Raw genomic sequence first — 14,980 nt, 5'->3', positions numbered from 1 at the left:
GCGCGGTTATTCCTCGATATAGGTGGCCGGGTCGCCGCCGGTGCGGTGGGCCGGGGAATCGAGGGTGGCGAGGTCGCGCATGTCCTCATCGGTCAGCTGGAAATCGAACACGCGCAGGTTGGCGCGCATGCGCTCGGGGTGCGCACTTTTGGGAATGGGCACCGAGCCCGTCTGCACCACCCAGCGCAGCATGACCTGCGCGGGCGTACGGCCATGGCGCTCGGCCACGCGGGCCAGGGTGGGGTCCTTGAGGATCGCGCCGCGCCCCAGCGGGCTCCAGGCCTGCGTGAGGATGCCCAGCTTGCCATCGACTTCACGCTGTGCGGCCTGGGCAAAATCGACATGCATCTCGATCTGGTTGACGGCCGGCGTCACCCCGGTTTCGTCCACAAGGCGCTGCAGGTGCTCGGGCAGGAAGTTGGAGACGCCGATGGAGCGCACCCGCCCTTCTTTTTGCAGGCGGATCATCGCCTTCCAGCTCTCCACGTACAGATCCTTGCTCGGCAGCGGCCAGTGGATGAGGTACATATCGACATAGCTCATCTTGAGCCGCTCGAGGCTGGCCTCGAACGCGCGCAGCGTGCTGTCAAAGCCCTGCTCGGCCCCGCGCAGCTTGGTGGTGACAAAAATATCCTCGCGCCCCACATCAAAGCTGAGCAGGCCGGTGCCGACCCCGCTTTCATTGCCGTAGCGCGCTGCCGTGTCGAACAGGCGGTAGCCTGCGGTAAGCGCCTCGCGCACGGCAGCCTCGGCTTGTGGGTTGTCGAGAGGGTAGGTGCCAAACCCGATCGCGGGGATCTTGCGTCCGTCATTGAGGGTCAGCAGGGGGATGGTGGTCATGGTCGTTCCTTCGCCTGGCGCCCCGGCGTGCATGGTGCCCCGGCGCAAGGGCGGCAGGGTGGCGACCAGGCCGGGGCAGGACGTGTCGCCGTCTGTTACCCTAACGACATCACGCGGCTTTTGTTTTATGCCCAGTTTTCAGGACTGGGCTGCATGTGGTTCATTATCAGCACCAGACGAGGACCGAATGACCGATACATCCGCCGACCTGCACCACACGATCCTGACCCTCGATACCCATGTCGACATTCCGTGGCCCGACCGGGGCGACTTCGCCACAGGCGCACCCTCGCGGCGGGTGGATCTGCCGCGCATGCGCGCGGGCGGACTGCGGGCGGCCTGCCTCGTGGCCTATGTGGGCCAGGGCGCATGCGATGCAGCCGGGCATGCAGCGGCCTCGGCACGCGCGCTGGCCATGCTGCGCGTAATCAACGATGCGGGCCGGATCGAGGGCGTGCGCGTGTGCGATACGGCGGCAGGCGTGCGCGCGGCATATGAAGCCGGTGACATCGCCATCGTGCCCGCCGTGGAGAACGGCTACGCGATGGGCGACAACCTCTCGCTGATCGGGCAGTTCCGCGCCCTGGGCGCGCGCTACATGACACTGACCCATAACGGCCATAACGCCCTGGCCGATTCGGCGCGCCCCATGCACCACCTCAACGACCCCGAGAGCCTGCATGGCGGCCTGTCGGCGCTGGGGCGGGCCGCGATTGCGGAAATGAACCGCACCGGCATGCTCATCGATGTGTCACACACCGCGCGCGACACCATGATGCAGGCGGTCGAACTCTCGCGCGCGCCGGTCTTTGCCAGCCATTCGTGCGTGCGGGCCCTGTGCGATCACCCCCGCAACCTCGATGATGGCCAGCTTGATGCGCTGCGCGCGTGTGGCGGCGTGATCCACATCACCGCCATGGACGCCTTCCTGCGCCCGCGCGACGTGCGCGACATCCGCTCCGTCACGGTAGCGGATTTCGTGGACCATATCGATTACGCCGTGCAGCGAATCGGCATCAAGCATGTCGGCATCTCATCGGATTTCGATGGCGGCGGCGGCATTCGCGGCTGGGCCGATGCCTCCGAATCAGGCAATCTCACGGCCGAACTCCTGCGCCGGGGCTATGACCACGCCCAGATCGCAGCCCTGTGGGGCGAAAACTTCCTGCGCCTGCTCGACCAGGCCGATGCGGTCGCCCGCACGATCGCGTGAACGCAAATCCCGCCCGCTCTGGATCAGTCGCGCCCAAACGGGTATATCCTGTGCCGAATTAACGAATACAGGATAAAACATGACCACCAGCACCGACTACAAGGTCAAGGACATCTCGCTCGCCGAGTGGGGCCGCAAGGAAATCTCGATCGCTGAAGGCGAAATGCCGGGCCTGATGGCGCTGCGCGCGGAACATGGTGAAGAGAAGCCGCTCAAGGGCGCGCGGATCGCAGGCTGCCTGCACATGACGATCCAGACCGCCGTGCTGATCGAGACCCTGACCGCGCTTGGCGCCGAGGTGCGCTGGTCGTCGTGCAACATCTTCTCGACCCAGGACCAGGCCGCCGCCGCCATCGCCGCGACCGGCGTGCCCGTGTTCGCCTGGAAGGGCCTGACGGAAGACGAGTTCAACTGGTGCATCGAGCAGACCATCCATGGGCCCGATGGCTGGACGCCCAACATGATCCTCGATGATGGCGGCGACCTGACCGTCATGATGCACGACAAGTATCCCGAACTGCTCGAGAACGTGCGCGGCCTGTCGGAGGAGACCACCACCGGCGTGCACCGCCTGTGGGAGATGGAAAAGAAGGGCACGCTGAAGGTTCCGGCCATCAACGTCAATGACAGCGTGACCAAGTCGAAGTTCGACAACCTGTACGGCTGCCGCGAAAGCCTGGTTGACGCCATCCGCCGTGGCACGGACGTGATGATGGCGGGCAAGGTGGCCGTGGTGGCCGGTTATGGCGACGTGGGCAAGGGTTCCGCCGCATCGCTGCGCAACGCGGGCTGCCGCGTGCTGGTGACCGAGGTCGACCCCATCTGCGCGCTGCAGGCCGCGATGGAAGGCTACGAGGTCGTGACGATGGAAGAGGCGGCGCCGCGCGGCGACATCTTCGTCACCGCCACGGGCAATATCGACATCATCACCATCGAGCACATGCGCGAGATGAAGCACCGCGCCATCGTGTGCAACATCGGGCATTTCGATTCCGAGATCCAGATCAATGCCCTGCGCAACTACACGTGGGACAACATCAAGCCGCAGGTCGATGAGGTCGTCTTCCCCGACGGCAAGCGCCTGATCGTGCTCTCCGAAGGGCGGCTGGTGAACCTTGGCAACGCCACGGGCCACCCCTCGTTCGTGATGTCCGCGTCGTTCACCAACCAGACGCTGGCGCAGCTCGAACTGTGGCAGGCGCCCAAGGGCCATTACAAGAACAGGGTCTACACCCTGCCCAAGCATCTTGATGAAAAGGTGGCCTTCCTGCACCTGGCCAAGGTCGGGGCCCACCTGTCGCGCATGACGGACGAGCAGGCGAAATACATTGACGTGCCGGTCAACGGTCCGTTCAAGAACAAGGACTACCGCTACTGAGGCCAGCCACGCGGCCTGAAAGGCCCGGCGCCCGCCGGGCCCATTTGATGGAGTTGAAAGATACCATGAGCATTTTCGGTACGATCCTGTCCAAGATTTTTGGCAGCCACACCGCTGCCGCCGCAACCCCGGCGGCCACCGCCGCTGCGGCCGCTCCTGCTGCAGCAACCCCCGCAGCAGCCCCCGCGGCCCCGGCCCAGCCGGTTGACGTGGATGCCGTGCTGAGCGCGCTGGCCGCCAAGAACCCCGAGAAGCTGAACTGGCAGACCTCGATCGTTGACCTGATGAAGCTGCTCGGGCTGGACAGCTCGCTTGCCGCGCGCAAGGAACTGGCCACCGAGCTGCATTACAGCGGTGACATGAACGATTCCGCTTCCATGAATGTCTGGCTGATCAAGCAGGTCATGCAGAAGCTGGCAGAAAATGGCGGCAAGGTTTCCCCTGACCTGATGAAATAAGGCGCGGTTGCATGAAGCGGGCGGACGCGTGGCCTGTGGCCGCCGCCCGCCCGTTTTCATGTCAGCCCACCCGGACACGACAGCCGCAGCAGGCGGCATGATGGAGGGACAAGCGATGGAAACCGTTCCCGACTTTCCCGTAGCCGACGCCGCCATGCCGATGGAGGGCAGGCCGCCCGCCACATCCATCTCGAACGGGCTGGTCTGGGCCATTGGCTGCCAGTCCGGCCACCGCCCCGTGCGGCTCAATGATGACCAGATCACGCGGGCGCTTGAAGGCGGCTCGCCCACCACCCCCGATTCATGGGTCTGGCTGCATTACGATATCGTCCACACCGCCAGCCGCGCCCATATCCAGGCCATACCCTGCCTGCCGGAGGAAGTGCGCCTTGCCCTTGGCAGCACCGATCGCGGCACCAATGTCGAGGCGGAAGGCGACATCGTGTACGGCGCCCTGCCCGGCTTTGATGATGCCATGTCGGAGGATGACAAGAACCTCTCCGCCTGGCGCTTTGCCGTGCTGCCCGACCTGCTCATCACCACCCGCCGCCAGCCGGTGCCTGCGCTTGGCGTGGTGTACCGCGCGCTGCAACGCCATGAATCCTTTGATTCCCCCGCCGAGGTCGTGGACCACACGCTGCTGGAATTCGCCGATACCGTGCGGCGCAACATCGCCATGCTCGATGACCAGCTCGACCGCGCCGAGGACCTGCTGCTGACACTGGACCAGCACACCGATTTCGGGCGCATCAGCGGGCTGATCGGGCGCGTGCGCCGCCGCTCGACCGAATTGCGGCGTGTGATCTCGCCGGTGGACCGCATCTTTCACAACGAGGACCTGGAACTGCCCGAATGGGCGGAAGATGACATACGCGACCGTTCGCAGCGCCAGATCCACGCGGCCCTCGATGACCTCCTGGCGCTACAGGACCGCGCGCGCTCGCTGCAAGATGAACTGGCATCAGGCCAGGCGGAAGAAACCAACCGCCGCCTTTACACCGTCTCCATCGTGACCACGCTCATGCTGCCCGCCACCTTCGTGACCGGCTTCTTTGGCATGAACACCGGCGGCATGTTCCTGGCCTCGGGCGGCATGGGCACGGTGGAAGCAGGCGGCATCTGCTTCATCTTCATGATGATTACGTGGTTCCTGCTCAAGGTCATGAAGCTGCTCTAGCCCTGCACCCGGCTTCAGCCTGCCGTATCCTCCTCGCCATCATGCTGCGGCAGGGTGAGCGGATCAGGCAGGTCGGTGGGAACGGGTTCGGGGCGGGGCGGTTTCTTTGCATCCGGGTCTGGCCGGGCCTCGGGCGGCGAACTGACGCCGGGCGCGGGATAGCGCGCGCCTTCGCCATCGCCGGGGCCTGATTTTTCGGGGTCATCATGCATCATGGCCTGATCCTTCCCATCATCCATCACCGCGCCAACGCCTGTCGCTCCAGCGGGTTGCCCCGCGAGGCAGGGCGGCAGGCAGGAAAACGCCCTGAAACGACGAAAGCCACCTTGCGGTGGCTTTCTCGTATCCAACTGATTTTTTACAATCTGGAGCGGGCGATGGGATTCGAACCCACGACCCCAACCTTGGCAAGGTTGCGCTCTACCCCTGAGCTACGCCCGCGCTCCGTGTCGGTGAAGCGGGTTTTACGGTAAACCCGTGGGGGCCGCAAGGGGGAAAAATGCATTTTCTGAAGTTTTTTTTCATCCCCCCACAAGGCGGTTGCGACACTCGCGGGGAATGCCAATCTATTGCACAAGAATGAAAACCGGCAGGACGGGCCATGCGCAAGCGACCCGCCCATGCCTGCCGCCAGACCGACAGGATATGCGACCATATGGACTACATCATCGGCCAGACCCCCCGCCCTGCCAGTGCGGGCCCCGCAGGCGCTGCTGCACCTGGCGGCGGCCCCGACCCGGTCATGGACGGCACGCAGAACACCTTCATGCGCGACGTGGTGGAAGCCAGCCGCGACATGCCGGTGCTGGTCGATTTCTGGGCCACGTGGTGCAACCCGTGCAAGCAGCTCACCCCGGTGCTGGAAAAAGTGGTGCGCGCGGCGCGCGGGCGCGTGCGGCTGGTCAAGATTGATGTCGATGCCAACCGCGCGCTGGTGCAGCAGCTTGGCCAGATCGGCCTGCCGGTGCAGTCGATCCCGCTCGTGGCCGTGTTCTGGCAGGGCCAGATCCTGGACATGATGCAGGGCGCCAAGCCCGAGAGCGAAGTGCGGCGCTTTGTCGAGAACGCCCTCAAGGCCGCGGGCGGCGGCGTCCTGCCCGCAGCCGAGCTGATCGAGGCCGCCCGGATGGACATGGCCGAAGGCCGCGCGGAAGCGGCGGCGGGCCTGTTCTCGCAGGTGCTCGAGATCGAGCCCGAAAACCCCGCCGCCTGGGGTGGGCTGGCCCGCGCGCTGATCGAGATGGGCGATGAGGAAGGGGCCGAGACGGCACTTGCCGACGCGCCCGCCGCCATTGCCAGCCATGCCGAGATAACGGGTGCGCGCGCCGCGCTCGAACTCAAGCGCGAAGGCCGCAAGGCTGCGGAGGAAGCCGAGGAAATCCGTGCCCGTATTGCCGCCAACCCGAAGGATTACGCCGCCCGATTCGAGCTGTCCGCTGCGCTGAATGCCGCGGGCAAGCGCGCGGAAGCCGCCGATGAGCTGCTGACCATCATGAAGGAGGACCGGCAGTGGAATGATGATGCCGCCCGCCTGCAGCTCATCCGCCTGTTCGAGGCATGGGGCCAGACCGACCCCGACACCGTGGCCGCGCGGCGGCGCATGTCCTCGCTGCTGTTTTCGTGACGCGGCATGACGAAAGCGGGGTGGTCGTCATTCATGATGACATCCCGCGCCGCATCCCGCTGGTGAGCGAAATGACGCTGGCGGACTTCCCCGCCGAGCTGGGGCTGTTCCCGCTTGATGAGGCCCTGCTGCTGCCCCACGGGCGGCTGCCGCTCAATGTGTTCGAGCCGCGCTACATCGCGCTGGTGGAGGACGCGCTGGCCGGCAACCGGCTGATCGGCATGATCCAGCCCCGCCTGCTCGATGGCATGGATGACACCCCGCTTGATGAGGGGGCTGATGACCCCGGCATGGATGATGGCTACAGCCACACCCCGCCGCTGTACACCATTGGCTGCGTGGGCCGCATCACCGCCATGACCGAACGCGCGGACGGTACCTACGCCATCACGCTGACCGGCATCGCGCGCTTCCGCCTGCTGCGCGAGACGGGGCTGCGGCGTGGCTACCGGGTGGCGCGGGTCGATACCTCGTCCTTCGTGTCCGACCTGACCGATGTGGAGGACAACATCCCCTTCGACCGCGAGGGGCTGCTCAACGCGCTGCATGACTTCTGCGAGGCACAGGGCGTCAGCACCCAGTGGGACGCGCTGCACCAGATGGATGACGCAGCGCTACTGGTCACCCTGCCCATGATCTGCCCCTTTGGCACGGCGCCGCGCCAGAAAATGCTCGAGGCCCCTACGCCTGCCGACCGCGCGCGCATCCTGCGCGATCTGCTGGAAGGGTCTGGACAGGAACCCGATGAGGGTGCATCCCCCGCATAACCATTACCCACCGCAAACTGCATGGAACCCGCCACCATGACCGAAAAGCCCCTCGCGCCGCCCCTCGACCCCCGGCTGCTGTCCATCCTCGTCTGCCCCGTGACCAAGGGGCCGCTGGTCTATGACCGCGAGGCGGGCGAACTGATCAGCAAGCGCGCCGGGCTGGCTTTTCCCGTGCGCGACGGCATTCCCATCATGCTGCCCGATGAAGCCCGCAGGCTGGATGCCTGAATAGAATGAAAGTTCCTGGTGAAGCTTTTTTGAAAAAAGGCGGCACCCAGAAACTTTTATCCTTATTCAGCCCGCTACCGTGGGCACAGCCATGCCGTCTATCAGCCGCACATCGCCCAGCCATGCCGCCGCCAGCACGCGCGCGGGCGTGCCCGGCGGGCAGGTGACCAGCGGTTGCAGGCTCTCTGCATGGCGCAGTTCCACATAATCCACCGGGCCGAAACCTGCAGCACGCACCTGCTTCGCTACGCGCTCCAGCGCCGTGGCCACGTCCGCGCCGGTGGCAATCGCCTCGGCACAGGCCGCAAGGGCGCGGGGCAGCGCCACCGCCGCCTGCCGCTGCGCTGCGGTCAGCCGCCGGTTGCGTGAGGAGAGCGCCAGCCCGTCCGCCTCGCGCAGGGTGGGGCAGGAGATGATCTCGATGGGCAGGTCGAGATCGGTCACCATGCGGCGCACGACCTGCACCTGCTGGAAATCCTTCTCGCCAAAAAAGGCGCACTCGGCCAGCGTCTGCATGAACAGCTTGCACACGACGGTGGCCACGCCATCAAAATGACCGGGGCGGGCGCCACCGCACAGCCCCTCCGACACGCCCGATACACTGATGCGCGTAGCGAAGCCGGGCGGGTACATCTGCGCCACGGTGGGCGCATACAACAGGTCCACCCCGGCCTCGGCCAGCAGCCGCCCGTCTTCCGCCAGCGTGCGGGGGTAGGTTGCCAGATCATCAGCGTTGTCGAACTGGATGGGATTGACGAAAACCGTGGCAATCACCCGGTCCGCCCGCGCGCGCGCGGCCTGCACCAGCGAAAGGTGGCCCTCATGCAGCGCCCCCATGGTCGGCACCACACCCACGCGCGCGCCTGCCTTTTTCCATGCACGGACATGCTGGCGCAGTTCGGCAACGGTGCTTACGGTTTCCATCAGCGGCAATCCCCCTGTTCGTGCCCCGGCACGCCACGTGGCAGGGCCTGTGCGGCTTACCATCTTTTGGCCGTGGCCGGCGAGAGGCGGGGTGCATGCACATCCCTTCACACGGGGCGTGGTGATGGCGGGGCTTTTCTGCTAGGCTGGGGGCTGCGTCGTGCAGGAGGTTTTTTTGGCCCGTTTTCTTCCCGTTCTTGGCATCTGTGCCATCGTGCTGTCACTGGCCGCCTGTGCCACCAACACGCCGGGATCGGTCAAGGACCGCTCGACATGGGCACGCTGGGGCTATGCCGAAGGGGTGAAGAACGTCGCCTCCCACTAAACCCATCTCACGCCGCCCGGCACGGACCAGACACGCCTCCCCAGTTGACAGGATGCCGGCACGCCCGGTGATTTCAAGCGCATGACCAATATTTCCGAACCCGCATGGTTTCCCATCGCGCTGCGGCTGGACGGTGTCCGGGTGCTGGTGGTGGGGGGCGGCATGATCGCCGCCAACAAGGTGCGCCTCCTGCTTGCCCACCGCGCCCGGGTTGAGGTGATCGCAGGCCGCCTCGATGCCGAGATGCAGCGTTGGGAGGACGAAGGCAGCATCACCCGCATCGCTTCCACGGCGGATGAGGCAACGCTGCGCGCCGCCATGCCCGGCTGCCGGCTGGTCTATGCCGCGACCGATGACCGTGATGTCAACCGTGCGGCCGCCGCGATTGCGCGCGGCATGAACATTCCCGTCTGCGCAGTTGATGACCCGCAGCCTTCCACCTTCATCACGCCTGCCCAGATCCATCGCGGGCTGGTGCGCATTGCCATTTCCACCGGGGGTGCCGCCCCCGTTCTGGCGCGCCGCCTGCGCGAGCAGGTGGAAAGCACCATACCCGAGGGCACGGGCGCGCTGGCCGTGTTCATGCAGCAGCAGCGCGAGCATGTGGGTACCGCCTGCCCCGATATTTCGCGGCGCAGGCAGGTATGGGAAACCTTTCTTGATGGTGCGGGCGCGCAGGCCGCCCGCAATGGCGATGCCACCCGCGCGCGCGCGGTGCTTGATGACATCATCGCCACCACCGCCACGCGCGGCGAGGTCTGGCTGGTGGGGGCAGGCCCCGGTGACCCGGACCTGCTCACGCTGCGCGCCCTGCACCTGATGCAGAATGCCGATTGCGTGCTGTATGACCAGCTTCTCTCCCCCGCCCTGCTCGACCGCGTGCGCCGCGATGCGGAGCTGGTGTTCGTGGGCAAGCGGCGCAACAACCACACCATGCCGCAGGAAGAGATCAACGCCGAACTGATCCGCCGCGCGCAGGCGGGCCAGCGCGTGCTGCGGCTCAAGGGCGGCGACCCGTTCGTGTTTGGCCGTGGCGGGGAGGAAATCGAGGCGCTGCTTGAATCCGCCATTCCCTTCCAGGTGGTGCCGGGCATTACGGCGGCCAATGGCTGTGCTGCCTATGCGGGCATTCCCCTCACCCACCGCGACTGCGCACAGGCCTGCCTGTTCGTGACCGGCCATGCCCGCGCCGACGGCACGCTGCACCTGCCATGGGACAGCATGGCCCGCCCCGGCCAGACGGTGGTGATCTACATGGGTGTCTCCGCCCTGCCTGCCCTGTGCGCGAAACTGGTCGAGCACGGCCTGCCGCCCCAGTGGCCCGCCGCCATTGTCGAGCGCGGCACGCGGGCCGACCAGCGCGTACTGACCGGCACGCTGGGCGACCTGCCCGCGCAAGCCGCCGAAGCAGGCGTGGCCAGCCCCGCGCTGATCATCGTGGGCGAAGTGGTGCGCCACCGGGTGCTCTCGCCTGCATGAAACCTGCCGCAGGGCAGGACGCCGTACATCATTTGTTATGAATTTGCTGCAACTTCCATTGTATGGAATGCCAAGACCACCGAACGGTCAGGGAGGCCATGTCCGACACAGCGGCAGCAAACGCAGGGCAGCGCCTGCGCGACATGGCACGTCTCTATTTTCCCTGGGCTGACAGGCTGCCTGCGGGGTGGCTGGGCTTCAGCCTGCGCACGTGGTGCTCGCTCGTCATCGGGCTGGCCACGGCGTTCTGGGTCCAGATTGACAACCCACTCCTGGTGGGCGTGACCGTGATGATCCTGGCGCAGCCGCTGCGCGGGCAGGCGCTCTCCAAGGCATTTTACCGCATTATCGGCACGGTGGTGGGCATGGGTGTGTCCATCGTGCTGGTGGCGGTGTGGAACCAGCAGCGCGGGCCGTTTCTGGGCGGGGTTGCGCTGTGGCTGGCGGCGTGTGCGTTCGTGGGGTCGCTCGAGCGTGACTTCCGCTCCTATGGCGCGCTGCTGTCGGGCTATACGGTGGCACTCGTGGCGGTCAACTGCATCGACACGCCGCAGAATGTGTTCAATATTGCAGTCTCGCGGGCTTCGGCCATCACCATTGGGGTGTTCGCGGTGGCGGTGGTCAATATCCTCTCCGGCTCGCCCGAGGCCACGCGCGGCCTGGCCAACGGGCTGAAGCAGCTCACCCGCCCCATCAGCGAGACTGCGCGCGCGGCCCTGCAACACCTGTATGACCGCGGCGCACAGGCCGACATCAAGCTGGCCGGGGGCATTCTGGCGCTGACCACGCGCCTGTCCTACGCCCGCACGGAATTCGAGCGTGGCGGCATGCGGGCCAACGGGGCGCGGCTGGCCATGGTGTCCATGCTGACGGTGCTCGACTGCGCGCGCGGCCTTGGCCGCCACACAGGCCACGGCAACATCGACCCCGCTGTTGAGGAGACCATTGCCCGCATCGCGCGCCAGACCGACCTGCGGCTGGACCAGGCGGGGTTTACGCTGCGCATCCTTCAGGCCATCCGCGAAGCGCTTCCCGGCCATGTGCCCAATGCCGATGAAGCCTTCGCCATCGAGCGCGCGGCCCGCATGCTCACCGCGCGCGTGCGGCTGCATGCAGGCCAGCAGATGCTGGTGGACGGCACCGGCAGCGCTGCCGACAGCAAGACCATTGCCATCGCAACGCAGCCCAACATCCTGCTCGCCTTCATCGGGGCGCTGCGGGTGCTGGTAGGCTTCTCGTTCGCGGCGGCAGTATGCGTGATCACCGGCCTGCCGGGGGCGACCGTGGCCCTGGCCCAGACCGCGCTGACCCTGACGCTGGCGGCCACCAATGTCGATACGGCCCGCTTTGGCATGGGGGCGGTGATCGGCATTCCGTGCAGCGTGCTGGCGGCGGCGGCGCTGAACTTCTTCGTGCTGCTGCACGGGGCGGACATGCCCTTCCTCGCACTGGCGCTCCTGCCGCAGACCTTTTTGGCCTGCTTGCTGCTCATGCGGCCGGGCACGGCTGCGATCGGGTTCAATTACGGGGTGTTCTTCTTCGCCATGCTGGGGCTGGACAACCACCAGAGCTACAACCCCACCGAATTCCTCAATCGTAACATCTTCTACCTGCTCGCCGCCCTGCTGGCCTTCATCATCCTCGTGCTGCTGTTTCCGCCCTCGGCCCGCAGGCAGCGCTTCTGGATGGCATCGACCATCGTGCGCGCGCTTGAACGCCAGATGGCGGGCCGGGGCGAGGCCGATGGGCCGACCCGCCTCACCCGCGCCTATGACCGGCTGGCCCAGATGCAGTTCTGGAACGACCGCCTGCCGCCCAGCCCCAGCGGCGCCCGGCAGCTTGAAAGCTTCACCGCCTTTACCGAACTCGATGGCGCGCTGGCGCGGGCGCGGGCCTATGCCCGCCAGGCGCAAGGCCATGCCCTGCTGCGGCCTGCGGCTGAACTGGCCGCACGCGAACTGCGCCTGCACGCGCCCTGGGGCGACCTTGACGCGCGCCTGCAACACGCCTGTGACGCCGTGCCCGCTCCCTCCCCCTACCTGCCACAACCCGAGCAGGTGGCGGCGATCAACCTGCTGGCCGGGCTGGACGGGGTGCTGCACGCATGGCGCGCGGCCCAGCCCCGGCTGCGCCATTACGGCATCATCAAAATGGAAAAGGCAGGCTGATGCGGCAGGTCGTGGATGTGGAAGGCGTGCTGGTCTCGGCCTTTGTCATGAACCTTGGGCTGGCGCTGTGCACGCTGCTCGTGCTGCGGGCCGCACTCTCGTGGTTCAACCTGTGGCGCTTTGTGTGGAACCCGCCGCTGGCCCAGTTCGGCCTGCTGATCTGCCTTGTCGGCCTGTATACCCTGATGTTGTGAAAGACTGCTGACGTGTTCGCATATGCAAACCGCTTCGTACGCCTGGCCATTACCGCGACCATTCTTTGTGTCGCGGCCATCGTGGTCATCGTGCTGTGGGATTATTATACCGCCTCACCCTGGACACGGAACGGGCAGGTCCGCGCGCAGGTGGCCAATATCGCGCCGCGCATTTCGGGCCAGGTCAATGAAGTGCGCGTGCATGACAACCAGTTCGTGCACAAGGGCGACGTGCTGTACGTGATCGACCCGTTCGATTTCCGGGTGAAGGTGGATATTGCCGAGGCGGCGGTCAACGAACGCCGCGCCGACCTTGAGTTCAAGACCTCGCAATACGAACGCCGGCAGAAGATTTCCGGTGTGGCGGTATCTGGCGAGGAAAAGCAGCAGTTCGAGGCCGTGGCCCAGCAGGCGGAAGCACAATACGCCGCGGCCCTGGCCGACCTGCGGCAGGCGCGCATCGACCTTGAGCGCACCGAGGTGCGCAGTTCGCTCAACGGCTATGTGACCAACCTGACCATGCGCGCGGGCGACTATGCCAGTGCCGGGCATGTGAACATCCAGATCATCGATGCGGATTCCTACTGGGTGGACGGGTATTTCGAGGAGACGAAAATCCATTCCATCCGCGAAGGCGAACCCGTGCGGCTGGACCTGATGGGATTTCATGAACCCCTGTTCGGCCATGTGGAAAGCATTACGCGCGGCATTGCCAGCAACAACGCCGCCACCTCCATACAGGGGCTGCCCGCGGTGGACCCGGTCTATACCTGGGTGCGGCTGGCGCAGCGCATTCCCGTGCGGGTGCATATCGATAGCGTGCCGTCCGGCCTCGTGCTGGCAGCCGGCATGACGGCCACCGTCACGGTCGTGTCAGAGGCAGGGAACCGCCGCCACATGTCGGTGCGCGACGCGCTGCGCCATGTGGGCGATGACATGCAGCACCTTGCGGGGCACCGTTAGGAGCCGGTGAAATGATAAAAGTTCTTGGGTGTCGCCTTTTTTCAAAAAAGGCAAAGCTTCACCAAAAACTTTTCTTCTTTTCCATCCGTGCTGCGGGTGCGCATTTATCCCCAGATTCGGGGGAAGGATGTCCGGGCAACCCTGTGGAAAGACCTGTCAGAAACAGGGGAAAACGGGCACGTTTGTCACGAATCCTTCAAATAACAGGCACGATGGCCTGCCCGGCTTCAGCCTTCGGTTGCGCGTGAGGGCGTGGCATAAGGGTCGGCCACCGAGGCAGCAGCAGATGCCGCCCCCAGCCTGTGGGCGCGGTAGAGCAGGCCATGGCCGAGCTTTTCAATCAGCAGGCCACGGCGCTGCAGGCGTTCATGGCTGATGGCATAACCGGTTTCGCGCACGATCTGGCCCCACACCACCTGCAACCAGCCACGCAGGGCAAGCTTCATCCGTGTCATATCGCGCGCACTCCCGTTCACCGCCATGTCAGTCATTATATTCATGGCAGATAGGCTTTATGTGCATGACATTCAAGTCAACATATATGGCCTGAAAGGTTATTTTTATTTAATTCCTGTCATGACATGAGGGCTGGCCGTTACCCGGGGCACCGTCATGGCCGCCCATCCATGACAAGGATGAACCACAGCCAGTCCGCCATGGGGGATATCTTGCGCCATCTGTTCGTGTTTCTTGCCCTGCTGGGATGGGGGTGTGCCACCGCTGCTGCCCAGACACCGGCCTCACAGGTCATCAGCACCCTGTTTTCCGACAAGCTGACCATGATGGACCTTGGCCTGATCCGCGCCGAGCGCGCCATGCAGCACGAAATTGACAGCCTGCCCGACACCTATGACAGCGACATGGTGCCGGTGGCCGATTTCGACCCAAGGCGCAACAGCATCCTGGTGGGCATATGGTACCAGAACCATGACAGCTTCAGCCGCCCGCAATGCGACAAGCTGCTTGATACGATCCGCAAATCGTTTGGCAACCAGCCCACCACTATCATCGCCGCGTGGTTCCGCCACCATGGCTATACCTCGCTGCGCGATGCGGGGCAGTTCTATACCGGGCTGCGCAACATCATCTGGCTGGTGGTAACCGATGGGGACCGGGCCTGCTCGTATTCCATGGCGACAGGGCAGACGACGGTGAACGGGTTCTAGCACTACAGTTGTGTTTTGATGCGAGATATGATTCCGTGTGTTGGTATGGAACGGAACAGGATGACAGGTGGCG

17 protein-coding genes and 1 tRNA gene are annotated in these 14,980 nt (G+C 65.3%); 13 read left to right on the top strand and 5 right to left on the bottom strand.

The annotated features are described in order from the left end of the window. Window positions 1–6 precede the first annotated feature (6 nt). Window positions 7–840: an aldo/keto reductase gene (locus DV027_RS08230; protein WP_130731390.1), complete on the bottom strand. Its 834-nt coding sequence runs from the start codon at window positions 838–840 to the stop codon at window positions 7–9. A gap of 187 nt (window positions 841–1,027) precedes the next feature. Here DV027_RS08230 and DV027_RS08225 point away from each other — a divergent pair, with 187 nt between their 5' ends. The 4 genes from DV027_RS08225 (at window position 1,028) to DV027_RS08210 (ending at window position 5,066) form a co-directional block, all read left to right on the top strand. Further along, window positions 1,028–2,053 (top strand): dipeptidase, encoded by a 1,026-nt coding sequence (locus DV027_RS08225; RefSeq protein WP_130731389.1) that lies wholly within the window; start codon window positions 1,028–1,030, stop codon window positions 2,051–2,053. A 79-nt stretch (window positions 2,054–2,132) separates the two neighbouring features. Then, window positions 2,133–3,431 carry an adenosylhomocysteinase gene (gene ahcY / locus DV027_RS08220; protein ID WP_130731388.1) on the top strand — a complete coding sequence of 433 codons (1,299 nt, stop codon included), beginning with the start codon at window positions 2,133–2,135 and terminating at the stop codon, window positions 3,429–3,431. Window positions 3,432–3,496: 65 nt separating this feature from the next. Then, a complete protein-coding gene (locus DV027_RS08215; protein ID WP_130731387.1) occupies window positions 3,497–3,889 on the top strand; it encodes a DUF3597 domain-containing protein in 393 nt (130 codons plus the stop codon). A 115-nt stretch (window positions 3,890–4,004) separates the two neighbouring features. Then, entirely contained in the window at window positions 4,005–5,066 is a 1,062-nt protein-coding gene (locus DV027_RS08210) for a transporter (protein WP_408884459.1), read from the top strand. Between the two features lie 14 nt (window positions 5,067–5,080). Here DV027_RS08210 and DV027_RS08205 read toward each other — a convergent pair whose 3' ends face one another. Together DV027_RS08205 and DV027_RS08200 are read right to left on the bottom strand one after the other, a co-directional pair. Beyond that, window positions 5,081–5,305 (bottom strand): hypothetical protein, encoded by a 225-nt coding sequence (locus DV027_RS08205; protein WP_242621801.1) that lies wholly within the window; start codon window positions 5,303–5,305, stop codon window positions 5,081–5,083. 127 nt (window positions 5,306–5,432) lie between these two features. Further along, a tRNA-Gly gene (locus tag DV027_RS08200) sits at window positions 5,433–5,507 on the bottom strand. Between the two features lie 214 nt (window positions 5,508–5,721). Here DV027_RS08200 and DV027_RS08195 point away from each other — a divergent pair. From DV027_RS08195 to DV027_RS08185, 3 genes are read left to right on the top strand one after another with little or no spacing between them, the layout of a single operon-like run. After that, the gene (locus DV027_RS08195) at window positions 5,722–6,690 is read left to right on the top strand and encodes a tetratricopeptide repeat protein (protein ID WP_130731434.1); all 969 of its coding nucleotides are present in this window, start codon (window positions 5,722–5,724) and stop codon (window positions 6,688–6,690) included. Continuing rightward, window positions 6,687–7,457, top strand: a complete 771-nt coding sequence (locus DV027_RS08190) for an LON peptidase substrate-binding domain-containing protein (RefSeq protein ID WP_130731385.1) — start codon at window positions 6,687–6,689, stop codon at window positions 7,455–7,457. Before DV027_RS08195 ends, DV027_RS08190 begins: the two co-directional genes overlap by 4 nt. A 36-nt stretch (window positions 7,458–7,493) precedes the next feature. Continuing rightward, window positions 7,494–7,688: a Trm112 family protein gene (locus DV027_RS08185; RefSeq protein WP_061273711.1), complete on the top strand. Its 195-nt coding sequence runs from the start codon at window positions 7,494–7,496 to the stop codon at window positions 7,686–7,688. Window positions 7,689–7,754: 66 nt separating this feature from the next. On the opposite strand, the gene panC is transcribed toward DV027_RS08185, so the two are convergent. Continuing rightward, window positions 7,755–8,612, bottom strand: a complete 858-nt coding sequence (panC, locus tag DV027_RS08180; RefSeq protein ID WP_130731384.1) for a pantoate--beta-alanine ligase — start codon at window positions 8,610–8,612, stop codon at window positions 7,755–7,757. 175 nt (window positions 8,613–8,787) lie between these two features. On the opposite strand from panC, the gene DV027_RS17480 reads away from it, so the two are divergent. The 5 genes from DV027_RS17480 (at window position 8,788) to DV027_RS08160 (ending at window position 13,741) form a co-directional block, all read left to right on the top strand. After that, entirely contained in the window at window positions 8,788–8,937 is a 150-nt protein-coding gene (locus DV027_RS17480; protein WP_019087433.1) for a hypothetical protein, read from the top strand. 81 nt (window positions 8,938–9,018) lie between these two features. Further along, window positions 9,019–10,416 (top strand): siroheme synthase CysG, encoded by a 1,398-nt coding sequence (gene cysG, locus DV027_RS08175; protein ID WP_130731383.1) that lies wholly within the window; start codon window positions 9,019–9,021, stop codon window positions 10,414–10,416. Between the two features lie 98 nt (window positions 10,417–10,514). Then, window positions 10,515–12,584 (top strand): FUSC family protein, encoded by a 2,070-nt coding sequence (locus DV027_RS08170; protein ID WP_130731382.1) that lies wholly within the window; start codon window positions 10,515–10,517, stop codon window positions 12,582–12,584. Beyond that, the gene (locus DV027_RS08165; RefSeq protein WP_061273645.1) at window positions 12,584–12,778 is read left to right on the top strand and encodes a DUF1656 domain-containing protein; all 195 of its coding nucleotides are present in this window, start codon (window positions 12,584–12,586) and stop codon (window positions 12,776–12,778) included. The genes DV027_RS08170 and DV027_RS08165 overlap by 1 nt, the downstream gene beginning before the upstream one ends. Window positions 12,779–12,790: 12 nt before the next feature. Beyond that, window positions 12,791–13,741 (top strand): efflux RND transporter periplasmic adaptor subunit, encoded by a 951-nt coding sequence (locus tag DV027_RS08160; protein WP_130731381.1) that lies wholly within the window; start codon window positions 12,791–12,793, stop codon window positions 13,739–13,741. Between the two features lie 227 nt (window positions 13,742–13,968). Here DV027_RS08160 and DV027_RS08155 read toward each other — a convergent pair whose 3' ends face one another. After that, window positions 13,969–14,196 carry a hypothetical protein gene (locus DV027_RS08155; RefSeq protein WP_130731380.1) on the bottom strand — a complete coding sequence of 76 codons (228 nt, stop codon included), beginning with the start codon at window positions 14,194–14,196 and terminating at the stop codon, window positions 13,969–13,971. A 171-nt stretch (window positions 14,197–14,367) separates the two neighbouring features. On the opposite strand from DV027_RS08155, the gene DV027_RS08150 reads away from it, so the two are divergent. After that, window positions 14,368–14,907 (top strand): hypothetical protein, encoded by a 540-nt coding sequence (locus tag DV027_RS08150; RefSeq protein WP_242621800.1) that lies wholly within the window; start codon window positions 14,368–14,370, stop codon window positions 14,905–14,907. Window positions 14,908–14,980 lie beyond the last annotated feature (73 nt).

Origin of the sequence: Komagataeibacter xylinus (assembly GCF_004302915.1) — a bacterium.
Taxonomy (GTDB): domain Bacteria; phylum Pseudomonadota; class Alphaproteobacteria; order Acetobacterales; family Acetobacteraceae; genus Komagataeibacter; species Komagataeibacter xylinus_C.
Note: the sequence above shows the minus strand (reverse complement) of the source record. Positions and strands in the feature narration are given on the sequence as shown.

Bases quoted from the DNA above. Each gene is read 5' to 3' on its own strand.
- DV027_RS08155 (WP_130731380.1), bottom strand. From the start codon at position 14,196: ATGACACGGATGAAGCTTGCCCTGCGTGGCTGGTTGCAGGTGGTGTGG.
- DV027_RS08150 (WP_242621800.1), top strand. From the start codon at position 14,368: ATGACAAGGATGAACCACAGCCAGTCCGCCATGGGGGATATCTTGCGC.
- DV027_RS08170 (WP_130731382.1), top strand. From the start codon at position 10,515: ATGTCCGACACAGCGGCAGCAAACGCAGGGCAGCGCCTGCGCGACATG.
- DV027_RS08185 (WP_061273711.1), top strand. From the start codon at position 7,494: ATGACCGAAAAGCCCCTCGCGCCGCCCCTCGACCCCCGGCTGCTGTCC.
- DV027_RS08230 (WP_130731390.1), bottom strand. From the start codon at position 840: ATGACCACCATCCCCCTGCTGACCCTCAATGACGGACGCAAGATCCCC.
- DV027_RS08225 (WP_130731389.1), top strand. From the start codon at position 1,028: ATGACCGATACATCCGCCGACCTGCACCACACGATCCTGACCCTCGAT.
- cysG (WP_130731383.1), top strand. From the start codon at position 9,019: ATGACCAATATTTCCGAACCCGCATGGTTTCCCATCGCGCTGCGGCTG.
- DV027_RS08165 (WP_061273645.1), top strand. From the start codon at position 12,584: ATGCGGCAGGTCGTGGATGTGGAAGGCGTGCTGGTCTCGGCCTTTGTC.
- DV027_RS08210 (WP_408884459.1), top strand. From the start codon at position 4,005: ATGGAAACCGTTCCCGACTTTCCCGTAGCCGACGCCGCCATGCCGATG.
- DV027_RS08195 (WP_130731434.1), top strand. From the start codon at position 5,722: ATGGACTACATCATCGGCCAGACCCCCCGCCCTGCCAGTGCGGGCCCC.
- ahcY (WP_130731388.1), top strand. From the start codon at position 2,133: ATGACCACCAGCACCGACTACAAGGTCAAGGACATCTCGCTCGCCGAG.
- panC (WP_130731384.1), bottom strand. From the start codon at position 8,612: ATGGAAACCGTAAGCACCGTTGCCGAACTGCGCCAGCATGTCCGTGCA.
- DV027_RS08215 (WP_130731387.1), top strand. From the start codon at position 3,497: ATGAGCATTTTCGGTACGATCCTGTCCAAGATTTTTGGCAGCCACACC.
- DV027_RS08205 (WP_242621801.1), bottom strand. From the start codon at position 5,305: ATGGATGATGGGAAGGATCAGGCCATGATGCATGATGACCCCGAAAAA.